We start from the raw sequence: 23,847 nt of genomic DNA, 5'->3' as shown, positions 1-23,847 counted from the left end.
TCATTTTCGGACAATATAGAGCATATCTGTTTCAGATAATCCAAATTTCCTCGCACTTTTCATTCCTTGTCTTTCAGCTATGTTATATAATTCCACCTTAAATCCTGCATTCGTTAATCGTTGAATGAATCCCGATTGATTATAAATTCTCACATGATCTTCTTGACCAAAAGCTAATTTTCTCAATTGTGGTGTTACAATTAATTTATTCTCTATAATAGAATCTACATTCATTACGATTGGTACTTGAATAATTCCCCATCCATTTGGTTTTAAAACCCTATATAACTCTCGCATTGCTTTATCATCGTCAAGAACGTGTTCTAATACATGGCTACACAAAATTACATCAAACGTATTACTATCATATGTAATACTTGTAACATCAATTTCCTTCATTAATGGATCCTTTGGTTCTATATCCCCACATACATACGTAATATTTTTATACTCGTTAAACCAATCCCTTAAATTCCCTTCAGGTGCAATATGAAGCATAGTATATTTTCTACTTAACAAGTCCGTTTCCGTTTCAATGTACGCACGATACAATCTTTCACGATCCATTGAACTACAAACTGGACATATCCCTGTATCTTTATTCCACATCTCAAATTTATATTTCGGAAAGTCATAATCTGCTGGCCAAGGTAAAAATTTTTCAAATTGTTGATTGCAATATTGACAATAACAAGGTTCTTTCTCAAACATATGAGCAACTAGCTTGTTTAATCCTTTTTTAATCTTTTCATTATAAATTTGATCTAGTTCTCCATTTTTTACTGCATCCTTAACTATAAATCCCGCATTTTCTAAACAATAAGATAGGCTCTCCTTATAATCCCTCTCAGAACTTAAAAACCCACTATTATATGCATCTATAATTAATTCAATCCACTCTTCAATTGTCATTAAAATAAAATGCATTTGTTTTTGATTTTGTCCACTATGTTGTCTAAAATAACTAAGAGGCTCTTTTATATAAACTACTTTCCCTTTCCTCATCATATCTAACCAAGTTGCAATGTCATTAATAGCAGAATAAGCCTTCCCTTTAAAATACCCAAACTTCCCTTCAAACAAGTTCCGATTAAACAGAACAGTTGTCGGCTCACCCACTATATTTTTTAAATTTTTCAATATGTAATTCCCTAATTCTTTTCCTTCAAAAAGTGTAGTTTCTTTCGCAATTTTCATATTCAAAGTTGAAGGTGGTAATATCTCTCCGTTCTCATCAATCAGTTCACGATAAGACGTCACAAATGAAATATTTTCTAACGTCAAAAAGTATTTCATCATTCTCTCGATCTTTTCATGATGAAATAAGTCATCATCTAATAAAAAGTTTATATAATCCCCGTTCGCAAGTTCTATACACTTATTAAAGTTTTCAGCAACTAACGGCGTTTCATTTTTAACATATGTAATACACTCATATTCACGTAAATACGGTTGAATCATAGCATTGACTTCATTATTTGTACTGTCGTCAGAAATAATAATTTCAATATTTTCATATGTTTGATTCAGAGCGCTGTTAAGCGCCAATTCCAAGTAATACGGCCTATTGTACGCAGGAATAAGTATACTTACTTTCGGTAAAGGCGAATTATTATTTATATGTTGTTTTTTCTTTTCTATGTTTATTTTCTTTTCTTTAATTTTTTGATAATAGTCTAATGTATATAATATTGATGGTGGAACTATCCTTCTTGCATAATCTAGAAAATTAGTTATCGCTTTATCTAACTCTTTTTCGTTAGATAAGAAACCATATTTTTCTCCTACTAAAATACTATGTGAAAAATCTTCTAATCCATCCATCATTTTATTAGATTCATTTAACTGTTGATCTGGATGCAATCGAAAGTAACTCAGTGTCTCTGCTATATATACTGCTTTTCCTTTACTTAATAAAGATAACCATGAAGCTATATCTACGTTACAAAGATACCTCCTCTTATCAAAAATCCCATACGGTTCTTGTAAATCATTTTTACGAAATAAAACTGTTGTCGGTTCTCCAATATAATTTTTTTGATCGACAATTACCCTATTTGCTAATTCTGTTCCCTCTATAATCGTATCCTCTTTAAATAAACGGACAGTTGAATAAATATGTCGTAGTTCTTTCCCTTTTTCATCAATTACTTGACGATGGGATGTTACAAGCTTAATTTCATTATCTAAATCATTGAAAAAATACTTCATCATTTTTTCAATTTTATCCACATGAAAGATATCATCGTCCATTAAAAAATTTATATACTCACCGCTCGCTTCATTAAATAACATTAGAGCATTTTCAAACTGTCCGAGAGTTGACCTGTTTTTTATATAAGTAATATTTGAATGATCACATAAGTATTTTTGTAACACCTTTTCTGTTTCGTCATTCGTGCTATCATCTCCAACTATAATCTCTATATTAGGGTACGTTTGTTCTAACACACTACATAACGCCTCTTCAAAGTAGCATGGACGATTATATGTAGGAATTAATACACTTACCAACGGAAGTTGATCTACCACCTCTTCATTTCTTTCAATACGAGTTCTCATTTTACTCTCTCACCTCTTCGCATATTATTTATATACGCGACACAAAAATCACATTACTGTAACCGAATGGAGCCTATATACTTTTATGCAGACATGAAACGAAATATCATACTTTTCGTTCCTGAATAAACATATTTAGTAATATGGACATTTTATTTGCACCTTTTTTATTCATATGATCACTATCATAAAAATCATCATCGCAAAATAATGGCGAATCAAATAAATCTATAATTTGAAAAGAATATTGAGATTGAAAATCTTTTATAACGTTATAAAAATCTTCTTTTAATTTCTTACTACTACAATTGAAATAATGTGAAGTAACAGGAAATACAACAATTAGTGGTTTTATATCATGTTTTAACAATAGTTCTAAATATTTTTTGAAAATCGTTTTATTTTCAACTAAAGTATGAGGATATGACAATTTAGCATGTGAAGCTGCTCTTATTTTTCCGTGTTCTTCAAAAGGAATGTGAAGAGGCGTGTTATTCCATTCAGCATTTAACCAAGGCAACATCAATGATTCATCTTTTAGTTCGTCTAATAAAATATATTCAAAATGCAAATTAAAAATAGAAGAAAGTGGTTTCGGGGTATCTAGATGTGAGAATCCATCAGTGGGTAAAGGAGAATGCACTACAGTATGATGACCGTCTTGAAACAATGGATAATATACTTTGTGAATTCTATATGATTCCGATGATAACGACATGTCAAAGTAAAAAGAGAAATAGGCTATTCCTATCAAACAATATTGAAAGGAATGATCGTTTGATAGAAGTTGTGACGCTATTAAATAATCATAGTACAGGTCTTGTGATGGAAGTGTAAATTTTATTGACTTTTTTGAGAGGAACTCCGTACTTATACCACAATGCGGATAAGATAAGCCCGTCGCAAACAATTCATACGTCGGATCACCCTTTGCTTTTTTCATAGAAATGTATAAAGATATAAGATCCGGATTTATTTGATAGATAGAAATTAATTTATTCCTCCATTCATACATGTATTTTGTTAAATTAATAATTTTTGAACTTTGCACGCCCCTATTTATCAATTCATTTGTAAGTTTTTCTGCGTCCATTCTCCAAATGACTATATATTGAAAAGAATTTTCTATTTGAACAATAGCTGACACGTCTACAAGATGAACGATTGTTTTACATTTATTTTTGTCTAATGTATTTTGAATCTTCTCCTTTGATAATTCATCACTTAAAACAATAATTTTATACTGCTCCTTCACGTATATCCCCTCCATTATATGTATAATATGAAATTCATTTTTCATTCGTAACGATCATATACATTTGCCATCCATCAAAAAAAGAATAGAATATTTATTTCAAAACAAAAAATAGCTCCACCATTAGGCGTAGCTATTTTTCCATTACATACTTAATAAAGTGAAACTTTAATCAGTGGGGGTTTTCTTCATCCCCCACTGATTATTAGTTGAACCAATCGGACTTTTATGGGCAGTTGATCCCCCACCTAACTTCTTTGCTTTCACTGCATTTTAAGGTGGGGGTCTTACTGCCCATTAAAGTCGGATAAAATTATATTCCTTTGTCTAACTCATAAAGCATACGATACTTTTCGTTTTCTTTCAGAAGTTGTTCATGACTACCTTGCATCACAATTTGACCACGATCAAGGAATATTACTTCATCAACATGCTCCATTCCTACAAGATGGTGCGTAATCCAAATTACTGTCTTTTCTTCCGTTGCAGAAAACATCGTTTCAATTAAAGATAATTCTGTCTTTGGATCTAAACCGATTGTAGGTTCATCTAGTACAATGATTGGTGCTTCTTGCATTAGCGTTCTTGCAAAAGCAACCCGTTGTCTTTCCCCACCAGAAAATCTTTTTCCCATCTCATGCATTTTTGTTTGTAATCCATCTGGAAGAGAAGCAATATGAGAAGCTAATTGTGCTTTCTCTAAAGCTTTCCATATCTCTTCATCTGTTGCCTCTGGTTTGCCGATTCGCACATTATTTCCAATTGTCGTATCGAATAAATGCGGCTTTTGATTCAATACAGAAATATATTTTGATAAAAGATTCGTGTGAGCATGTTCACTATTCAATAAAACTTCACCATGTAACGGGCTTAGCGCACCTGTTAACAATTTTAACAAAGTAGATTTTCCGGTTCCGCTTCTTCCTAAAATGGCAATTTTCTTTCCTGCTTTTATTTGTAATGATACGTCTTTCAATACAACTTCATTACTATGTGGGTAACTATACGATACATGATTTAATTCAATGTCTATATGTTTTGGTGCAACATAATCTTTATCTCTAGGTAATTCCTTTTCATCCTGTAAAACACCATTACCTTCTACTTGATTGAGACGATGAGCGGATTCTACATATGATGGAATTCGATCGATAGCATCTGACAGAGGGATTAACGCGTTTGTGACAGATAACGTCATTAAGACGAAAGCCGCAATAACGGTAGGAGCAATTTGTTCACTCGCAGCCTCATTTCCAGTCCATATAATCATTGCAATAACTACAATACCCACTACTAATTGAATAATACTGTCCCGAATATGATTCCAACGCTTCATTCTTTTTTCCGTTTTTAACAACTGAGCATTTTGCTCTACATACTTATCAATGAATTCATCTTTTCTACCACTTGCTTGCCAATCAGATAATCCAAAAACAGCATCTGTTAGTTGTTGATACAAACGATTTCTTCCTTGTTTTAAAGTAACATGATGTCGCTTCATTAAAAGTAACGATACAAATGGAAGCAGAAAAACGATAATAGCTAGCATACCCCCTGCAATAAGTGCAAACACTACGTCAAATGTACCGATAACAAGTACGAATATGCTATATACAACTAATGCTAATATGCTAGGAAATATTGTACGTAAATATAGGTTTTGTAAATGCTCTATATCTTCGGATAATACGCCTAACATATCGCCCGTTTGAAATCGTGAACGGAAAAATAACGCCTGTGGTTCTACTATCCCATATAGTTTCGTTCTCATCTTTTCTAATATGCGTAATACAACATCGTGTCCAACTAAACGCTCTACATAATGAAATACCGCTTGTCCTATACTAAACGCACGTGTTGCAACGATAGGAACATATACAGCCATTACATTTTCTGGTCTAAGAGCAGATTTAGAGATTAAATAACCTGAAATGAAAAGTAGCATCGCACCTGAACTAACTCCAAGAAGACCAAGGAAAATAGTTACAGTCATTCTACCTTTATTTTGCTGTATATACGGTTTAATCCAGTTACTCATCTCTATCCCCTCTCTTTCCTGTGAACATGTAATGCCTCATTCTTTACAAGTTCTTCATACGTTCCACTTTCTATCATTTTCCCTTTATTTAAAATAAGAATATGATCCATTTGTTTCATCCAGTGAAGACGATGTGTTGCAAGAAATACTAACTTACCTTCAAACAGACGTAACATCGCTTGCTTTATTTCAAATTCAGTTTCAATATCAAGATGTGCCGTAGGCTCGTCTAATAAAATAATTGGCTTTTTGCTTAAAAGGGCTCGCGCCATTGCGACACGTTGTTCTTGTCCGCCACTCAGCATACGCCCACCTTCTCCAATTCTTTCATACATTCCATTTGGAAGCGATGTAACAAGTGAACGAAGACCGACTTCATTCATAACTCTTTCCACTTCTTCATCAGTTGTATTTGTTTCATAGAAACAAATGTTATCTTTTAATGAAAGCGGAAAAATATAAGGTTGCTGCGGAATATAAGCAATATTCTTTTGCCACTCTTCACGAGTAGACCCGTCAATTTCCACACCATTTACGATCATCTTTCCACCCGAAGGAGTTAAAAATCCAGCTAATACATCGATTAACGTCGATTTCCCTGCTCCACTTTCACCAATTACACCTATAGCGCCGTTTCCATTCCAAGTAAAATCAATTCCCTCTAATATAGCTTTTTCAGATTCATCATTCTTTACTTTTACATCTTGTAATTTCAAGTTACTAGTTGAATTCCATATTAAGTCTACATTAGATTCTTTCTTCCCTATTTCTTTTTGTCGCTGTAAAATCTCTTCTATTTGCTCCATTGCAAGTTGTCCATCTAACGTAGCATGATAATTTGCTCCAACTTGTTTAATCGGCAAGAAGTATTCCGGAGCTAAAATTAAAATCGTAAGGGCTGGCAATAGTACAATTGTTCCATCTATTAAACGTATCCCTAATCCGACCGCTACAAATGCAATTGATAAACTCGTAAAGAAATCTAATGCAAATGAAGAAAGAAAAGCAACTCGCAAAGTACGCATCGTTGCTTTTCTATATCTTTTACTTACGTTCTCAATCTTTCCTTCGTGTTGTTTACTTTGACCTAAATACTTTAATGTTTCTAATCCTTTTAACGTATCTACAAAATGATTAGAAAGAACACGATATGTTTCATATTGGCTATCCGCCATTTTCTGCGCTGCTAATCCTAGTAGGATCATAAAAATAATTACGATAGGAATCGTTACAACTAAAATGATTCCAGACTCAATATCTAGTGTAAAAACATATAGTACAATTAGTCCTGGTACGATACTACTTCTAATCATTTTAGGAATTGTTAATTCAATATATGTTTTAAATTTCTCAATACCCTCTATCGATAAGGTAACCAGATGACCTGTTCCAACAGTTTGAACATACCGTGGACCTAATGTGAAATACGCCTCTATTAATTGTTTTCTCAGTAGCGATCCTGTTTTTTCAGCGAAACGTTCCACTAATACTTGTGACATTCGAACTAGCAAGTGACGTACTGCAAACGTGATTCCGAAATAAACTGTTTCATTTAACACAGATTGCACTGCTTCTCCCTGAAATAAAAACGTGATAGCTCGCGCTAAAAACACTGTTTGTGCAATAATACTAAAAGCTTCTAACATGCTAATGATTGTTAACACTACATATAAAACTCGGCTACCAGGATACGACGGAAGTCCTCTTTTTCTTTTCATTAGTACTCCAAATCTTTATCTGACTTAACAGGTTGTCTAAACACATAGAAACTCCATATTTGACTTCCCAAAACAAATGGCAATATAGCAATTGAAAAATATGTCATCAGTTTTAGTGCATAATCTCCTGATGCTGCATTATAAATTGTCAAATCGTATATTGACCCTAACGAGCTAATTAAGACACGTGGGAACATGCCAGCAAACACACTCGCACTTAGTAAAATGATTGTTAAACTTGTCATAAAGAAAGCCCAACCATCTCTTCTTCTTTTATTTAATAATGTTGACGCACATAACGCTACAAAAGCTCCGATTGGAACCATAATCCACTCTGTACCATGACCAGTGAAAATATCTGTTTTCCATAACCCTACACCGGCAAAAATAAGAAGTGCTATAATTGCGAGTGGTGCAATTTTCAACGCGGCAATACGTGCACGTTCTCTTAACTTACCTGTTGTACGTATAGTAAGGAATTGCAATCCGTGAACAATACATAACAGAAGGAACATAACTCCTCCAAGTAATGCAAATGGATGAAGTAATTGTAAGAATCCACCTACAGCATTTTTCGTCTCATCAATTGGAATACCTACCATAAAGTTAGCAATGGCAACTCCCCAAAGGATAGGCGGTAGTAAACTTCCTAAAAACATACCCCAATCCCAAAAGCCTTGCCATTTATGATTATCTATTTTCGCACGGAATTTAAAGGAAACACCTCTAATAATTAAAGCAAGAAGCATAAATACAAACGGAATGTAAAACCCACTAAATAAAGTTGCATACCAATGCGGGAATGCCGCAAACATAGCGCCACCTGCACAAACAAGCCATACTTCATTCGCGTGCCAAAATGGACCAATTGTATTTAAATATATTCTTTTCTCTAAATCGTTTTCTCCTAAAAACCTTGAAACTATACCTACACCGAAATCGAAACCTTCAAGTACAAAGAAGCCAACGAATAAAACTGCAATAATAATAAACCACAACTCATTAAGAGATAACATACTCATCCTCCTTATCAAATGGATCATGGCTTTGAGAATTCTGTTTCGCTTTCTTATTCTCATGTCCTTTAATAATACGAACGAATAAGTAAACTGTAATTCCACCTATAATTAAATATAATGATGTGAACGAAACTAAAGAGAATAGCACTTCTCCGAACGTAACATTTGGAGATACAGCATCTTCCGTTTTCATAACACCGAAAACTACCCAAGGTTGACGTCCCATTTCAGTCATAATCCATCCTACTGTATTACCGATAAACGGTAGTGAAATTGCATACACCATTAATTTTAAATACCAAGTTTTTTCAGCTAAACGATCTTTTCTTGATAAGAACCAACCGTACGCTCCTAGAAGAAGCATAAATGTTCCACTCATTACCATCGCTCTAAAGCTCCAGAACATCGTGTGTACTGGTGGAATATAATCTCCAGGCCCATATTTTTCTTCATATTGCTTTTGAATTTGATTCATCCCTTCTACTTGGCCGCTAAATTTATCATATGATAATAGACTTAGCATATACGGGATTTGAATTTCAAACGAATTTTCTTTCTTCTCCGCATCAATTTTCGCAAATACTGTAAATGGCGCTGGATCTTCGCTCGTATTCCATAACGCTTCAGCTGCTGCCATTTTCATTGGGTGTGTCTTAATTAATTGTTGTGCTTGCGCATGACCGAAGAATAATACTAGCGCCGTTGTAAGTGTTCCAACAATGATAGAAATGCGGAATGATTTTTTAAACACTTCAGTTTCTTGTGCTTTCGTTATTTTCCATGCACTCACACCGGCAATAAAGAATGCACCAGTTGCAATTGCCGCTGTAATGGTATGCGGGAATTGTACCCATAATTGTGGATTTTGAATAATTGCTAAGAAATCATTCATTTGTGCACGTCCATCTGCTGCCATTTCATATCCTACTGGCGATTGCATAAATGCACTTGCAGTTAAAATCCAAAATGCTGATAACATTGTTCCAATTGAAAGGAGCCAAATACATAAAAGATGAATGCGCTTCGGTAATTTATCCTCACCGAATACCCATAAACCTAAAAATGTAGACTCAATGAAAAATGCTAATAAACCTTCAATCGCAAGTGATGGACCAAACACATCGCCTACGAAACGTGAATAGGTTGACCAGTTCATGCCAAACTGGAATTCTTGTAGAATACCAGTTACTACACCTACTGCAAAGTTAACAAGGAATATTTGCGTCCAAAACTTTGTCATCTTCTTATAAATTTCTTGTCCCTTTACCACATATAACGTTTGCATTAACGCAATGATAAAAGCTAAACCAATAGACAGCGGAACAAAAAAGTAATGGAAAATCGTTGTTGATGCGAATTGTATTCGTGCCAATTCGAGCGTTTCCATACTACAATCACTTCCTTCATAGTTTTTATAATAAAAGTTAATTGAGCAATCTTATCAAACTCAATTATTAAGAAATACGAAAAGACAAAAACATTTTGTATGTATTGTCGAAAAATATGAAGTTTCAGTTTTTCAAACTATTGTAATGCTATTTTTTACCTTTTCACTATTTCTGTAGTGTTTTATTCGTTAATCGAATTGTATAATATACCTGCATAGTAAATTCAGCTGATTTTTGACGTATTATTGACATCATTTTGTCTGAAATATGTCTTTTGGTATTTTTTTGAATTATATTTTTCTCATCGATAAAATGTGTTTTTTTAATATGAGACTTATCTTTGCATCAATAAAATAATCGTTTCTCTCTTTATACACTTGACTTTTCTACGAAAAAATGTCCTATTAATCAATGGATAAATTCGTTATTTTTTTGTCAAGAGAAAAATGTATTTCTAAAATTCAAACACGAAATAATGTTATTCAAAAATAGAAAATATACTCCCTCTTTCTAGACTAAAAATTCATTTTATTGTCATTTTTTCAAACTAAATTCATACATAAAAAAATACCGAGAATCGATTAGACTCTCGGTATTTTTCAAATTACTTTTCTGTATGTTTTCTAATAGCCGGTAAAATTTCAGTAGCAATTAATTCGATGTTTTTCTCAATTTTATCAAATGGTACACCACCAAAATCAATTTCTGCCATAAAACGTTGTTGCCCAAACAATTCATATTGGTAAAGCATTTTTTCGATAATTTGTTGTGGGCTACCAACCATTAACGCGTCACGGTAATCTATTGCATTTGTAAATTGTTGTTTCGGATACCCACCACCGCGTAGCGTAAGCATACCAGCATTAATGTGAGGATAGTATTCACTAAGTGCGTCTTGTGAATTTTTTGCTGTGTAAAATAAACTCGTTGTTGCAACTGGCAAACTCGCTGGATTAAATCCACTTTGCGCAGCCGCCTCACGGTAAGCATCTACTGATCCTTTAAAGTTAATAGCTGGGCCACCTAGTGTTGTTATCATCATTGGTACACCTGCACGTCCTGCTTTAATCGCACTAGCTGGTGGGCCACCAACTGCACGCCAAATTGGTAAGTTATTATTTTTAGCTCTTGGAATAACCGATGCATGCGCAAGCGGTGCTCTGAACTGTCCATTCCATGTTACATGTTCCTCTTTATTAATTTTTAATAAAAGATCCATCTTCTCTTCAAATAACTCTTCATAATCATTCACATCATAACCAAGTAAACTATATCCCCCAATACGAGATCCACGACCAGCCACAATTTCTGCACGTCCATTAGAAATCAAATCAAGTGTAGCAAAGTCCTCGTATACTCGTACCGGATCAGATGTACTTATTATCGTTGCTGAACTTGCAATTTTTATATTTTTCGTAGCTTGCGCAATCGCTCCTAAAATAACTGTATGAGCTTGCGTTGTAAAGTGCGTTTGATGACTTTCACCGACAGCAAATACATCAAGTCCAGCTTCATCCGCTAACTTTGCTGTTTTAATTAATTCATGAATTCTTTGTTCAGCACTAATTTTCTCTCCGTTATGTGGATTTAAAACATGATCCCCAATTGAATATAATCCAAACTCCATTCCTTTACTTGTATTCATACGGTATTTTTCCATCATTGCTCTCTCCTTTGATGAGGTGTTATTATTTTCTCTTTTAAAAACATTTGTAAGTCAAATGTTTTTCCCTATTGCTTACAACATCACTTGATTAGTCAATTGATAGTGTAAAAAAAATTACTCTTGCGGTAATTCTTTTTTTTCACTATGCTTATGAACTTTCGTCATTAGCTCGTATAACATTTTCTGCTCTTCTTCATTTAATACATCATCAAAAAACGATGATTGAAATGCAAGCTGCTCTGGCAGTGCTCTCTCTAAGGCCGCTTCCCCTTGCTCTGTCAGACTAATTGTTTTCGTTTTCCAATCTTGTTTTCGTACAATATATCCTTCTTTTTCAAGACGTGTTAACATTCGAGAAATACCGCCTTGTGTAACAGTTACCTTTTCAGCTAACTCCATTTGTGTTAGTGGTTGATACGTACGTATTTGCAAAAGCACATCAAATTGAGCAGTCGTTAAATCAAAGCGTTTTAAAAACTCATTTGACATCTGATTACTTTGGTTCGTAAATCGTATTAAACGTAACCATATTAATGATCCTATCGTATTATCACGCATGTTTGATCACTTCCTATCGTGAATCTTACTATCACTTTACTACGCAAGTGATAAAAAAGCAAGAGAAACCGTGAAAAATATCTCATTAAAGTATTGCATACATAACGATAAGAAAGAATTCATGTTTAAACGAATTCTTTCTTATCGTTATTCTTAACTTTCCATTTCATTCATTACTATATGTAAAGTTCCCGCTGCTTTGGGCCAACCAACATAAAAAGCCATATGTGTTATTAATGCAACCAACTCATTCTCCATAATCCCATTTTGTTTAGCTAGCTTCAGATGAAATGGTAATTGTTCTGTATTACCAAGACTGATTAGTGCTGACACAGTACATAAACTTCTTTCTCGTAATGTTAAAGTGTCATCTCGCCACACTTCCCCGAACAGTATCTCTTCACTATAATGTGCAAATACAGGTGCCATTTCTCTCATTTTCTCTTGAATACAATATCCAATGGATTCATTCATCATTTCACTCCCCCTTCACTTTTACCAATTGTGCCATTCCTTGACCAAATGACCAATTTTCTGCAGATGTCTCATTTACCGTAATAAAAATATTTGCACTTTTTATACTAGAACATTCAGAAACCTTCGAGGATATCGAATGATATAGATCACTTTTCTGTTTTATCGTTCTTCCCGGTCCACATGTGATAGAAACATACATCATATTCTCTGTTCTCTTTTCTCCTCTTTCTAATAAATAATATGGATTATATAAAAAGTGATTTTGTTGATAGGGTAAAAACATTTGAAAGAAATCATTTTCAGGAATGTTAAAATGTTCAATTAATGAAAGATGAATACATTCACCTATCTTTTTGATTTCTTCTTTATTTAATTTATTTTCATGATAATAGACGTTCACAAAAGGCATACATTGTCATTCCTTTTTCTTAATTTAACTTCAACAAGTTTTCATCGTGAAATGTGCAAAATCTCATATAATGTAACACCTTTATTCGCTGTAATATCAGGCTTCTCTTCATAAAAATTAAACTGGCTATATCCCCATTTATCTGGATTATATACTATTACATTTCCTAAACAATTTTCTACCTTTTGATCCACAATGATAGATTGAATCCCACTCAATGATTCACTTGGAGAAATACTTCCTTCATATTCCACAACATATCTACATTTCTTAAAATCACCCTTTACATTAACAACTAATGGAACACCTATATTTATTTGTTGCCATCCAAAAGATTGTAAAATATTATCGTAATACCCTTCAAAGATAAATTTGTTCATTCCTTCATGACCATTCCAAATATATAAAGGTGCATAACAGTTATAGAAATTTCCGTCCTTATCTGCCTCAGTAATTAAATAAGCTTTAAAATTCAGGTCTTGAAAACCATCCGTTTTATACCCATTATCCTTTACCCTTTTCTTAATAATCTCCATATCATAATCTTTCGGCAAAATGACCTTATATTGCATTCTAATCATGTTTATCACTCACTTTCCATCTTATATACACAATGATAAACCGATGATTGACTAACGTAAAATAGGTATAAATTATGTTTGGTATCATTTATAATGATATCGTATAAGGGGCTGTGATAAATGGAAATAAATGATCTTATTATATTCAAAACTGTGGCTAGCGAAGGCTCTATTAGTAAAGCTGCGAAAGAGTTAGGGTATGTTCAACCGAACGTAACTGAGCGAATTAAAAAATTAGAACAAGAGTTAGAAACACCTTTACTACATAGAGATAACAAAGGCGTTTCTTTATTACCTTCTGGTGACATTTTATTAGACTACACAAATCAAATATTAACGCTAGTAGAAGAAGCAAAAGATAAAATTAAAACGAGTGGGTCTTCTTATATAATCGCAACGTCACAATCTATTTTGACTAATTATGTAAGCAAGCGCATTAAAGAAAATTTTAGGAGTTATCAAATATATGTAGAAAATAGTAGTCATTTGCAAAAATTACTGCAGCAACAAAAAGTTGATATGGTCATTACTTATGAGGATTACCCAGACATATCGTTTAAAAAAGTATTTTCCACTTCAATTTCTATCGGCTTATTAAAACCGAAAGAAAAGTGTACCATTGAATTTTCAAAGGAACTCTTCTTCGTTAGTAATGACAAAAAGTGCCCTTTTAGGAATAAGACGATACAATTTCTAAAAGAAAATAATTTATCTCAGCGCCAACTTCAACAATTAGATTCTTATTCGCTTATAGAAGAGTTTATTCAGGACGGAAAAGGAATAGCCTTTTTACCGATTAAAAATGATAAATTAGTACCAATTGAAGATGTTCCAATTGAGAAATTAGCTGTTCATTTCTTTACGAATCAAAATTCTTTCAAACAAATCCCTGATGAACTATTTGATTAATATAATAGCTATAAACGAACTAAATTTACATATAGCAATAAAAATCCCTCCTTTCCGAATCTAAAAGAGGGATTTTCATATTCTATACAATTGATTTTTCACACATTTTGCTCCACTTCTGCACTTTTCTCCTTCTTATTCCGTTTCATATTCTTCAGTCTCTTAACCGTGCCAACTAATCCTTTCGGGAAAACTAGCAATACGATAATGTACAATACACCAAGAATAATCGTCCATCGTTCAAAGATCGGATACTCTGTAGCTAGTTCTGATAAATAATATTTTAGGGATTCAATAATTCCAGCTCCTGCAATGGCTCCTATTAACGTTCCAACGCCTCCAATCATAGTCATCAATAATGCATTTAATGTCATTTCAATTGAAAATACAGTTGTATTAACAAAGCGTAAAGTTATAACAAATAAACCACCGCTAATTGCAGCTACTACTCCTGCAACAATGCTAGCAATAATTTTATAATGAAGAACTTTATATCCTAGTGCTTCAACACGTTGCTCATTTTGTGAAATTGCCTTTAATACTTTTCCAATAGAAGATTTGGTGAAAAGACGTAACAGAACAAAAATGATAAGTAAACATATAAGTGTTACATAATAAAACGTAAAACGATCACGGAATACTTCTGGTACACCAAATGTAAAACCATCTCCTCCGTGAGTGAGCCCACGCCATTTTTCAGCAAGTACGAAAAACAACTGTGAAATAGCAAGTGTTAACATCGCATAAAAATGACTTTTCAGCCGTAAAGAAAGCAAACCGATTATATAACTAACGATTGCTGAAATGATAATTGCAGCTACTATTCCTATTAAAAAGTTCGTTATGGATACTCCTTGTCGATCAAATAAAAGCGCTATGCCATATGCTCCTATCCCAAAGAACATACAATGGCCGAATGATACAATTCCTGTATATCCAAGCAATACATCAAAACTCATTGCAAAAATAGCAAAGATGAAGATTTGAGTGAACAAAATTAACAAGCTCCGTGAATCATTTACGAATGGAAATACACTTAAACAAATGAGCATACATACTCCGAAGTATACTTTAATTCGATTTGATGTGCTGTTCACCATTTCACCCCTTTTCACCAACAAGTCCATTTGGCTTCACTATTAAGAAAAATAGTAACATTAACATATTGATTGCAAGTGATAAATCCGGTATAAAATACGCTGTAAAAGCACCAGCTAATCCGACAATTAAAGAAGCGATGGCTGAACCTTGTACGCTTCCTAGCCCTCCAATGATTACTACTATGAAAGCTAAAATCGCATACTGCATACCCATCTCAGCGAAAATAACGCCTGAGTATGGTGCTAATAAGAAGCCACCTAAGGCAGCCATCCCTGCTCCTAATAAAAAGACGAAAGAAAATATAGCTTTTACGTTAATACCGAGCGCTTGAACCATCTCTTTATCCATTACACCTGCGCGTATCATAAGACCTATCTTTGTTTTTTTGAGCAATAATAATAAGGCAATGTATATGATAACCCCAATTATGATAACGAATAGACGATATTTAATTAATATAACGCCTCCGAACGTAAAACTTCCTTGTAGCCATAACGGTAACTTTGCCCCAATTGGATTTGGTCCCCAAAATACTTTAATACATTCACTAAGTACAAGCATTCCTCCAAGTGTAACAAGAAGCTGTCGAACATGATTTCCGTATACCGGTCTAATAAGGAATCTTTCTAAAATAAATCCAAGGAACATTCCCATAGCTATTGCTCCAATTAAAGCTAACACATAACTCCCTGTCATATTAAATAGCCAAACACCTGTAAATGCTCCCCACGCAAATAAACCACCATGTGCGAAGTTTAGAACACTCATTAAACCGAAAATAAGTGAAAGACCTGATGCTAATAAAAAAATGAGCATCCCTGTTGAAATCCCATTTACAAATAAATTGATTAACACATCCATCCTTCTCACCCCGGATTCATGTTAAGAGATTCCTAAATATTTGTGACACATTTCCTTATCCTCTTTTAATTCATGCATAAAACCGTTATGAACAATTTTTCCGTTATCCATAATATAAAAATAATCACCAATTTGACTAGCCATCATAAAATTTTGTTCAACGAGTAAAACTGTTGTTTTCTCCTTCATTTTCAAAATAGCTATCATTAATTTTTCTATCATAATAGGAGACAAGCCTTTACTCGGCTCATCAATAAGTAGTAAACCATCACTATTAATAAATGCTCTTGAAATTGCTAACATTTGCTTTTGTCCCCCGCTTAAGAGTCCACTTTTTTTGTGCCAAAATTGCTTTAAATCTGGAAATAGTTCAAGCATCCATTCTATCTTTTCTTCCGCTTCTTCGCCCTTACCTCTAGCAAGAGCGAATGTTTCTTCTACTGTCAGATCGTGAAAAATACCTTGATTTTCTGGTACATACCCTATCCCTTTCCTTGAAATTAAATGTGTAGATAATCCCTTTACTTGTGTACGATCATAATAAATTTCACCATGTGCGATATGGTGAAACCCCATAACCGAACGTAACGTCGTAGTCTTCCCTGCCCCATTTCTTCCAAACAGTACAGTAATCGTTCCTTTCTCAACAGTAAGAGATACCCCTTGTAAAATATGAAACTGATCTAAATACGTCTCTATATTATTCACTTGTAATAGTGCCACTATATAATCCCCCTAAATAAGCACTTTGTACACGCTCATCTTTCATAATTTCTTCGGGTAAGCCTTCAGCCAATAACTCTCCATGAAATAAAACGATTAGATGATCTGACAAACCTAATACCATATCCATTTTGTGTTCAATAAGTACAATTGTACTCTCTGGATGTTTCTTAATATTTTCAATCACTTGTAATATAGCTGGGACTTCCTCAACCGAAATACCTGCCGTCGGCTCATCAAGTAATAACACATCCGTTTTTAAAGCTAATAACATCGCAAGTTCTAGCTTTCTTTTCTCTCCATGTGCCAAATCTTTTGCTAATACATTCTCTTTCTCCTGAAGTAATACTGTTTTTAAGAAACGTCTCGCCTCTCCAACTTGTTGCTTTAATTTTGCTGGACTCGGGAAAAAACTATAGTAATCTTGTACGAATGATTGAACACTTAAACGGACATTTTCAAGTACCGTTAATTCTGGGAATATGTTTGTAAGCTGAAAAGAGCGACCGATTCCTAAGCGTGTTCGATCTGAAATCGATAGTTTTGTAATATCTTGCCCTTTAAAATACACTTCACCTGTTGTGGGTGAAATCTGTCCACTTAGTAAATTAAATAATGTTGTCTTACCCGCACCATTTGGCCCGATAATAGAAATGAGTTTTCCTTTTTGTACAGTTAAATTTACATCTTTAATAACATGATGCTCGCCAAAAGATACACTAAGATTTTTTGTTTCTAGCAAATGTGTCATGAAATCCCCCCTTTAAAGCTTTAAGTATGAAAAAAATACGTACAAAGAGGGGATCCCCTCTTTATGCAAAAAACAACAGAAAATTCAGTCTATTTATTTTGAACTGGTGGCTCTGTCTCTTTCATCGTTAATTCTCGCTCTAATACTGGCACTGGATAGTCAACACCATCTTGCTTTTTCAACGTGATAGAATAAAGCGTCTGCATCGCTTGGTGATCCTTTTCTCTAAACTTCATCTTTCCTTTCGGTGTATCAAATTCCATTCCTTCCATTTTCTTAATTAATGTATCTACATCTGTATCACCTTTTGTTTTCTTTAACGCTTCTACAATAGAAATTGCCGCTGACATTCCCCCTGCTGTAAATAAATCTGGCACCGCACCATTAAATCGTTTTTTATGTTCTTCTACTAACCAATCATTCACCTTATTTTTCGGGAGTGTATGATAATATACCGAAAACCCTTGCATTCCTACTAACGCATCCATCGTTTTTAATGCCGGAATATCTGGTGCACCAGTAGAAATTTTAATACCTTGCGCTTCCACATTCATATCTTTCAACTGTTTCCAAGGTGAATTTGCCCCTGCCCAAACAATAAATAAATAATCTGGTTTTGAGCTAATGATATTTTGAATATTTGCAGTGAAGTCAGTCGAATTTGTATCTGCGTATTGCTCGTTTACAATATTCGCCCCTAATTTCTTCGCTCCAGCTTTAAATGCTGCAATTCCCTCACGGCCGTAAGCATTATCTTGTGCTAATGTTGCTATTTTCACATCTTTTTTAGCGATTGCCGCCGCACCAGCGACTGCATCTTGAGAGGAATTTCTACCTGTTCTAAAAATATATTTATTCCAGTTCTTCCCGGTAATACTATCAGCTACTGCTGGTTCTACAACCATTATTTTTTCATATTCTTCAGCTAATGGTAAAACTGCTAATGTATCACTTGAACTAGACGATCCGACTAAAAAATCGACTTTCTCTTCTTCTAATAACTTCGTAGCTTTTTTAACCGCTACATCCGCTTTTGTTTCCGTATCTTCTACAACAAACTTAATCTTCTTCCCTTCCACTTTCCCAGTTCCACCGGTTGCATAGTCTAATCCTAATTCAAATCCGTTCATGGTTTGTTTTCCATATGATTCTAATGGACCTGTTAATGAAGCAAGAACACCTACCTTAATCGTCTTGTCACCCTCTGTACTTGTTTTCTTTCCTGAACAAGCTGCGGTTATTAATAATGAACCTAAAACACAACCAGTAGCCATCATTCTTAGCCATTTACGTTTTTTCATCGACATTGTGATCCTCCCCATACTTTACTTTCTGATAGAATCAAACACGCCAAAGTCCCCTGTCCGTAATCATGACTAACTATAAGATAGGTAATGGAAAACTCTTGTAGTATCCTCTACATTCGGCACAAATCTATAATCACCTTCCTATTTAATGGAAACGGACATACAATCAATATATATTCTACTTTCCAATTGAAAATACTGTTTCGTTGCAGTATTAATCATGAAAAAAGCTACAATAATTTCCGTAGTCTTTTCCGTAGTCTTTTTAGAATAAATTAGTTAAAAATAAAAGACTACATACTATACGCGAAAGAGTATAAAACAAAGGAATTATATAAGGGGTTAATTGGTTTTGGTGGAGGACATAGCTCATGGCGGGGAGGCGTATCCGCAGATGTGAGGTATCGAGGAACTTAAAAATAAGAATAATCAACTAAACAAAGGTTTATAAAATTGAATAAAATAATCTGCTGTCTAGGAAACTATTAGACGATACAATACAATACAATATGAAATATAATTATAATGCCAGTGCATCTCTTAAGTTAATGTGGGTACACTTTCGAGCAGTAACTCTTGCGATAATTTTGGAGCATTGGTTTCCACATAAAAAAGACTCCGCAGCAAGAGGGTCTTTTTTATGCCTTTTATTCCAATGAACGTGCTAACAACTAAAACTGGTAAATAGAATAAAAAGTGAGTTATAATAATAATGCCAATGTATCTTTTTTGTTAATGTGAGTATGCTTTTGAGCAGTAACTCTTTCAACTTATTGGGAGCATTGGCATACATAGAAAAAAGACTCCTACAAAAAGGGGTCTTTTTTTATGTTTCTTGCTTATCATAAGAAAATAGATTTGTTTACTATGAACATAGACAAGTTTTTTATTGGCAGTAAACCCACTATCCCGGTAAATTAGTTTAGAAGATAAGGGATTTATCTAGGGTGTGCAGAGCCTTGTACCCACAAGTAGTGGAGTGCCCCAATTGCATATAAGAGGTCTAGGATATATAATGCTAGCCCCAATCCAGTTATGGTCGGAAACACCTTAAAAGGTCACTGCACACACTCATTATAACAAATTAATCAAAAAAAGATAAAAAATTCTGTGAACCAGGCAGGAAATAGGATACCAGATAAAGAATTTTTCTTTTAGAAATTTAAAAAGACTATATGCAAGTAAAATTCAAATACGTATATAGTATTTAACAAAATTAGCGATTGAAACTCTTTGGTTATTTGGGGCTGGCTCTTGACTAGACATCTTTACTTAATGTGAGATTTACCATCTGGCGTTATAGTCCTGACATACTACATTGGGCATTAAGCTCTAACGGAAAATTGGACAGTCAGATGTATATATCGCTAGGAGGATTTATGTATGAATGAAAACACAGTAGTACCCTTTAGTTTTATAGAGGAATCCAAAGAAAAAGAGAAAGAAACTAAGAGGAAGATGTACCAGTTATTTGTGGGAATTGACATTGGTTCCTCTTTTCACGTTGCTAGTTGTATCCCCTTTCAAGCTTTTTTGGACCCAAAGGGACGTGAATGGAAACGGACAAAGACAATGAAGTTTAATGCGGACAGTCTGGGAATATCACAGTTCTTACAAGCCTTAGAACAAATGGAAAAACAGCTAGGAATTCATAAATCGGACTTCCTAGTTTTACTAGAACCAACAGGTGGTCACTACTCTTACCTACTTCAACAAGTCCTTTTGAACGAAAATTTTGATGTATACCTATTAGAAAATTCCGCAGTAAAAGACTTCCGCGAAAAACATTTAGGAATTACTGAAAAATCAGATGCAGTTGACGCATGGGTAATGTCCTATATGGGATGGCATAAAATCTTACACCCTCATATGAAAGGAGTTAGCTTACTTAAACCAGCTTCTGTAACTCAATCTATTTTTCGTTCGTTAACCCGTGACCGATGGTTATTAAATACTCAGTTAACACGGCGTAAAAATCAGGTACAGCAACTTTTAACTGTTACGCACCCAGACCTCAAAGTAGCATTTAAGAAGCTTGGTACCACTTCTGTCATGAAATTCGTATTGAAGTATCCTACTGGTAAAGATTTAAAACTAGCCACACAGGAAGAACTACGACAAGCAATGATTGAATCTGGGGCAAAGAGAGTAGCTACAAAGGCGTCTGAGGCACTAGCAAAAGTTACAGCAAAATCTATAACAATTGATGTCCCTCATTTAGTTGGAAGACAAAATTGGATAATTGAAGAAGCATTACGTATTGAAGAAAGTATTAAAGGAATTGACAATCACATCCAAGAACTACTTCACGGAAATTCAGGAAAAGGTATTAAACCTCACCCTTATACAGAGTTATTATACTCTTTCCCTTTTATGAGTGATAATTGGGCTTGTACCCTTATCGGAGCCATTGGTGATGTTGAACGATTTAATACATATAAAGAGTTCAAAAAATATCTTGGTGTTTCGGCTGAAAATAAACAATCCGGGACATCAGTAAAGGGTACGAGAATGACCTTTAGTGGAGTTCGAGATGCACGTCGAGTGCTGTTTCAAATGGCAATGATTATCATTGCGACAAAATCCCAGCCATCCGTATTCAGCTCCTATTATCATCGTCTAGTAGAGCGTAAAATGAATGGAAAAACAGCAATTGGGCATATGTGTGGCAAGATTGCCAAGATCCTTTATATGATGCTTAAAACGGGGCAAAAATATGACCCTGTAAAACACGCCCAAGCAACTGGTATTCCTTGGGATTCTGTTTACGACAAAAGAGAAAAAAATGCAAACTCGGAGAAATTTTATCAAGAAGCATTAAAGCTTGCGGGGGATTCAACATCTGACGAAATTGAATTAATTGAAACAGATGTTGATTTAAAATAAAGTTATTTAATTTTTAAAACCTAAAACTATCTTAACCACGTTCTAAATTTAAGACAGGGTTAAGATAGTTTTATAATTTTCTATATAAGTTACTTCACTATACTTAAAAATATAAGAATAAAAAAACAGCAAGGTATATACTTTATTGTTTTAGCCCTGTTTCGCAAAATATGTTCTTGCCAAGAAACTTTCAACAAAGTTTTATAAAAATTATCTTGTATTGATAAAATTCTTTAATTTTCTATATTGATGTTTAATAGCGTTTTCAACTCTTCATCTGTCATAAGCCTAATTCGTTTCATTTCTTCAAATATACCTTCTTCTAAAGGATCTCTATTAGCAATATAAGAGAAATAATCACTTAAGAGCTCATGGTTATAAAAATACTGTAATATCTCCATATATTCTCTAAACTCATCTGCATTGAACTTTGAATGTTGTCCATCATATGTACTGTGAATAAAATTATATATAGACCCTTTTGGCACTATCAAAAATGAACCATCGAACCATCTAGTAACACTGAAATGTGCTATCTCATCATCTTCGTAATAATTCTCATATTCTCCATTATTATTAACAATCAAATTTTCTGAAACTATCTTGTCATAATCTCCAAATTCCTGATTCCCCCCAAAATTTTCTAATTCTTCAACTACTTTAGGATAAATGGGATCTATTTTATCGAATTCTAAACGAAAATAGCTAAAGGCAGGATCCTCGTTTGGCAGCTCCCATATTAATTTTTTTACTTTAAATACGTGTCCCCTTCCATAACCAAAGTCAATCATAACCATATCTTTTTCTATTTCCTCTAACAATTTTATATCTATTAAATCCATTCCTCCGCCTGAATGAATAAATGTATGATTAAAGTTTAAAATCGTTAATTGCTTAAGAATTTCTACTACTTGGATTTTGTCTCTCCAAATAACTGTACTTGGATTTTTCTGTTGTACAACGGTTTGTTCTATAAATCTCCATAAGCTTTTATGTGCTTCACGCTCATTTTGAGCTATACTTTCCCACTCTTGCAGTCTAATTAAAAACTCATCAATTGTTGGTCTTTTTTCAGGATTTTCAACTGTCGAATCTGCTAACAGCTTATACAATTCAACAAAATGTTGGTCAGGATATTTATTTTGTAATTTATTATTTTCAAAATAATTAAATTGACCATCAAATGCATATTCTTCACCAGTAAGTATAATCCAAAGTGTTTTTGCAAATGAATAAACATCTGCTGGCTTAGAATCATCTACTTGTGAAGGCGTTCGCATTTCAGGAGCCATTGTTTTTCGATTTCCTAGTGCTTCTTTTGCTTTAGTTAAATCTTCTTTTTCAGGAAAATCCATTAAACCAAAGTCTCCAAAACAAAATTCACCTTGATAATATAGTATATTTTCTGGCTTAATATCACGATGAGTTATTATTTTTTTATGTAGTTCACTTAATGTCATAGCCAAATCTTTAAAAATCTCTATTAGGGGTCACCATACATGCCCATCAACTTAAGAACGAAAACAAAATGAACTTTCGTTCAAACAAACTAAAAAACACGTAATGTACTTTTGGTATTGAAAAGTACACACACCAAATAAACTCTAACGAGTTTCATTTTAAAAATTATGCAGCTTT

The 23,847-nt window shown here is 33.8% G+C and carries 19 protein-coding genes; 2 read left to right on the top strand and 17 right to left on the bottom strand.

All coding sequences use genetic code 11. The annotated features are described in order from the left end of the window. The 11 genes from PDQ68_RS00095 to PDQ68_RS00045 form a co-directional block, all read right to left on the bottom strand. Positions 1-2,562, bottom strand: coding sequence for a glycosyltransferase (locus tag PDQ68_RS00095; RefSeq protein WP_061182815.1), 2,562 nt, complete (start codon positions 2,560-2,562; stop codon positions 1-3). Positions 2,563-2,668: 106 nt separating this feature from the next. Beyond that, entirely contained in the window at positions 2,669-3,817 is a 1,149-nt protein-coding gene (locus PDQ68_RS00090) for a hypothetical protein (RefSeq protein ID WP_061182816.1), read from the bottom strand. Between the two features lie 313 nt (positions 3,818-4,130). Then, on the bottom strand, positions 4,131-5,855 hold the full coding sequence (gene cydC, locus PDQ68_RS00085) for a thiol reductant ABC exporter subunit CydC (RefSeq protein ID WP_061182817.1): 1,725 nt from the start codon (positions 5,853-5,855) through the stop codon (positions 4,131-4,133). A 2-nt stretch (positions 5,856-5,857) separates the two neighbouring features. Beyond that, positions 5,858-7,573 (bottom strand): thiol reductant ABC exporter subunit CydD, encoded by a 1,716-nt coding sequence (gene cydD, locus PDQ68_RS00080; RefSeq protein WP_061182818.1) that lies wholly within the window; start codon positions 7,571-7,573, stop codon positions 5,858-5,860. Continuing rightward, on the bottom strand, positions 7,573-8,589 hold the full coding sequence (cydB, locus tag PDQ68_RS00075) for a cytochrome d ubiquinol oxidase subunit II (protein ID WP_061182819.1): 1,017 nt from the start codon (positions 8,587-8,589) through the stop codon (positions 7,573-7,575). Before cydB ends, cydD begins: the two co-directional genes overlap by 1 nt. Beyond that, complete coding sequence (cydA, locus tag PDQ68_RS00070; protein ID WP_061182820.1) at positions 8,576-9,979, bottom strand: cytochrome ubiquinol oxidase subunit I; 1,404 nt, start codon at positions 9,977-9,979, stop codon at positions 8,576-8,578. The genes cydB and cydA overlap by 14 nt, the downstream gene beginning before the upstream one ends. Positions 9,980-10,584: 605 nt before the next feature. Continuing rightward, a complete protein-coding gene (locus PDQ68_RS00065) occupies positions 10,585-11,640 on the bottom strand; it encodes an LLM class flavin-dependent oxidoreductase (protein ID WP_016717218.1) in 1,056 nt (351 codons plus the stop codon). Positions 11,641-11,760: 120 nt separating this feature from the next. Further along, entirely contained in the window at positions 11,761-12,204 is a 444-nt protein-coding gene (locus tag PDQ68_RS00060) for a MarR family winged helix-turn-helix transcriptional regulator (protein ID WP_001205526.1), read from the bottom strand. A gap of 153 nt (positions 12,205-12,357) precedes the next feature. Further along, a complete protein-coding gene (locus PDQ68_RS00055; RefSeq protein WP_000980852.1) occupies positions 12,358-12,681 on the bottom strand; it encodes a carboxymuconolactone decarboxylase family protein in 324 nt (107 codons plus the stop codon). 1 nt (position 12,682) lies between these two features. Further along, positions 12,683-13,090, bottom strand: coding sequence for a tautomerase family protein (locus PDQ68_RS00050; protein ID WP_001117257.1), 408 nt, complete (start codon positions 13,088-13,090; stop codon positions 12,683-12,685). 41 nt (positions 13,091-13,131) lie between these two features. Next, positions 13,132-13,671: a DUF4865 family protein gene (locus tag PDQ68_RS00045; protein ID WP_061182821.1), complete on the bottom strand. Its 540-nt coding sequence runs from the start codon at positions 13,669-13,671 to the stop codon at positions 13,132-13,134. Between the two features lie 120 nt (positions 13,672-13,791). Here PDQ68_RS00045 and PDQ68_RS00040 point away from each other — a divergent pair, with 120 nt between their 5' ends. After that, a complete protein-coding gene (locus PDQ68_RS00040; RefSeq protein ID WP_061182822.1) occupies positions 13,792-14,580 on the top strand; it encodes a LysR family transcriptional regulator in 789 nt (262 codons plus the stop codon). Positions 14,581-14,678: 98 nt separating this feature from the next. Here PDQ68_RS00040 and PDQ68_RS00035 read toward each other — a convergent pair whose 3' ends face one another. The 5 genes from PDQ68_RS00035 to PDQ68_RS00015 form a co-directional block, all read right to left on the bottom strand. Continuing rightward, entirely contained in the window at positions 14,679-15,632 is a 954-nt protein-coding gene (locus PDQ68_RS00035; protein WP_061182827.1) for a branched-chain amino acid ABC transporter permease, read from the bottom strand. 49 nt (positions 15,633-15,681) lie between these two features. Then, positions 15,682-16,542, bottom strand: coding sequence for a branched-chain amino acid ABC transporter permease (locus tag PDQ68_RS00030; protein WP_000382789.1), 861 nt, complete (start codon positions 16,540-16,542; stop codon positions 15,682-15,684). 21 nt (positions 16,543-16,563) lie between these two features. Next, entirely contained in the window at positions 16,564-17,265 is a 702-nt protein-coding gene (locus PDQ68_RS00025) for a branched-chain amino acid ABC transporter ATP-binding protein (protein WP_061182823.1), read from the bottom strand. Then, a complete protein-coding gene (locus PDQ68_RS00020) occupies positions 17,243-18,016 on the bottom strand; it encodes an ABC transporter ATP-binding protein (RefSeq protein ID WP_000149327.1) in 774 nt (257 codons plus the stop codon). Before PDQ68_RS00020 ends, PDQ68_RS00025 begins: the two co-directional genes overlap by 23 nt. Before the next feature lie 89 nt (positions 18,017-18,105). Further along, a complete protein-coding gene (locus PDQ68_RS00015; protein ID WP_061182825.1) occupies positions 18,106-19,323 on the bottom strand; it encodes a substrate-binding domain-containing protein in 1,218 nt (405 codons plus the stop codon). A gap of 1,383 nt (positions 19,324-20,706) precedes the next feature. Here PDQ68_RS00015 and PDQ68_RS00010 point away from each other — a divergent pair. Further along, positions 20,707-22,209 (top strand): IS110 family transposase, encoded by a 1,503-nt coding sequence (locus tag PDQ68_RS00010; RefSeq protein ID WP_061182826.1) that lies wholly within the window; start codon positions 20,707-20,709, stop codon positions 22,207-22,209. 233 nt (positions 22,210-22,442) lie between these two features. On the opposite strand, the gene PDQ68_RS00005 is transcribed toward PDQ68_RS00010, so the two are convergent. Then, the gene (locus tag PDQ68_RS00005; protein ID WP_228920370.1) at positions 22,443-23,669 is read right to left on the bottom strand and encodes a protein kinase domain-containing protein; all 1,227 of its coding nucleotides are present in this window, start codon (positions 23,667-23,669) and stop codon (positions 22,443-22,445) included. Positions 23,670-23,847: the final 178 nt, after the last annotated feature.

Source organism: Bacillus cereus group sp. Bc010, assembly GCF_027716745.1.
Classification (GTDB): Bacteria; Bacillota; Bacilli; order Bacillales; family Bacillaceae_G; genus Bacillus_A; species Bacillus_A pacificus.
Note: the sequence above shows the minus strand (reverse complement) of the source record. Positions and strands in the feature narration are given on the sequence as shown.

Bases quoted from the DNA above. Each gene is read 5' to 3' on its own strand.
- PDQ68_RS00010 (WP_061182826.1), top strand. From the start codon at position 20,707: ATGAATGAAAACACAGTAGTACCCTTTAGTTTTATAGAGGAATCCAAA.
- PDQ68_RS00060 (WP_001205526.1), bottom strand. From the start codon at position 12,204: ATGCGTGATAATACGATAGGATCATTAATATGGTTACGTTTAATACGA.
- cydA (WP_061182820.1), bottom strand. From the start codon at position 9,979: ATGGAAACGCTCGAATTGGCACGAATACAATTCGCATCAACAACGATT.
- PDQ68_RS00040 (WP_061182822.1), top strand. From the start codon at position 13,792: ATGGAAATAAATGATCTTATTATATTCAAAACTGTGGCTAGCGAAGGC.
- PDQ68_RS00045 (WP_061182821.1), bottom strand. From the start codon at position 13,671: ATGATTAGAATGCAATATAAGGTCATTTTGCCGAAAGATTATGATATG.
- PDQ68_RS00050 (WP_001117257.1), bottom strand. From the start codon at position 13,090: ATGCCTTTTGTGAACGTCTATTATCATGAAAATAAATTAAATAAAGAA.
- PDQ68_RS00005 (WP_228920370.1), bottom strand. From the start codon at position 23,669: ATGACATTAAGTGAACTACATAAAAAAATAATAACTCATCGTGATATT.
- PDQ68_RS00065 (WP_016717218.1), bottom strand. From the start codon at position 11,640: ATGGAAAAATACCGTATGAATACAAGTAAAGGAATGGAGTTTGGATTA.
- PDQ68_RS00095 (WP_061182815.1), bottom strand. From the start codon at position 2,562: ATGAGAACTCGTATTGAAAGAAATGAAGAGGTGGTAGATCAACTTCCG.
- PDQ68_RS00020 (WP_000149327.1), bottom strand. From the start codon at position 18,016: ATGACACATTTGCTAGAAACAAAAAATCTTAGTGTATCTTTTGGCGAG.
- cydC (WP_061182817.1), bottom strand. From the start codon at position 5,855: ATGAGTAACTGGATTAAACCGTATATACAGCAAAATAAAGGTAGAATG.
- PDQ68_RS00015 (WP_061182825.1), bottom strand. From the start codon at position 19,323: ATGTCGATGAAAAAACGTAAATGGCTAAGAATGATGGCTACTGGTTGT.
- PDQ68_RS00030 (WP_000382789.1), bottom strand. From the start codon at position 16,542: ATGGATGTGTTAATCAATTTATTTGTAAATGGGATTTCAACAGGGATG.
- cydD (WP_061182818.1), bottom strand. From the start codon at position 7,573: ATGAAAAGAAAAAGAGGACTTCCGTCGTATCCTGGTAGCCGAGTTTTA.
- cydB (WP_061182819.1), bottom strand. From the start codon at position 8,589: ATGTTATCTCTTAATGAGTTGTGGTTTATTATTATTGCAGTTTTATTC.
- PDQ68_RS00035 (WP_061182827.1), bottom strand. From the start codon at position 15,632: ATGCTCATTTGTTTAAGTGTATTTCCATTCGTAAATGATTCACGGAGC.
- PDQ68_RS00055 (WP_000980852.1), bottom strand. From the start codon at position 12,681: ATGATGAATGAATCCATTGGATATTGTATTCAAGAGAAAATGAGAGAA.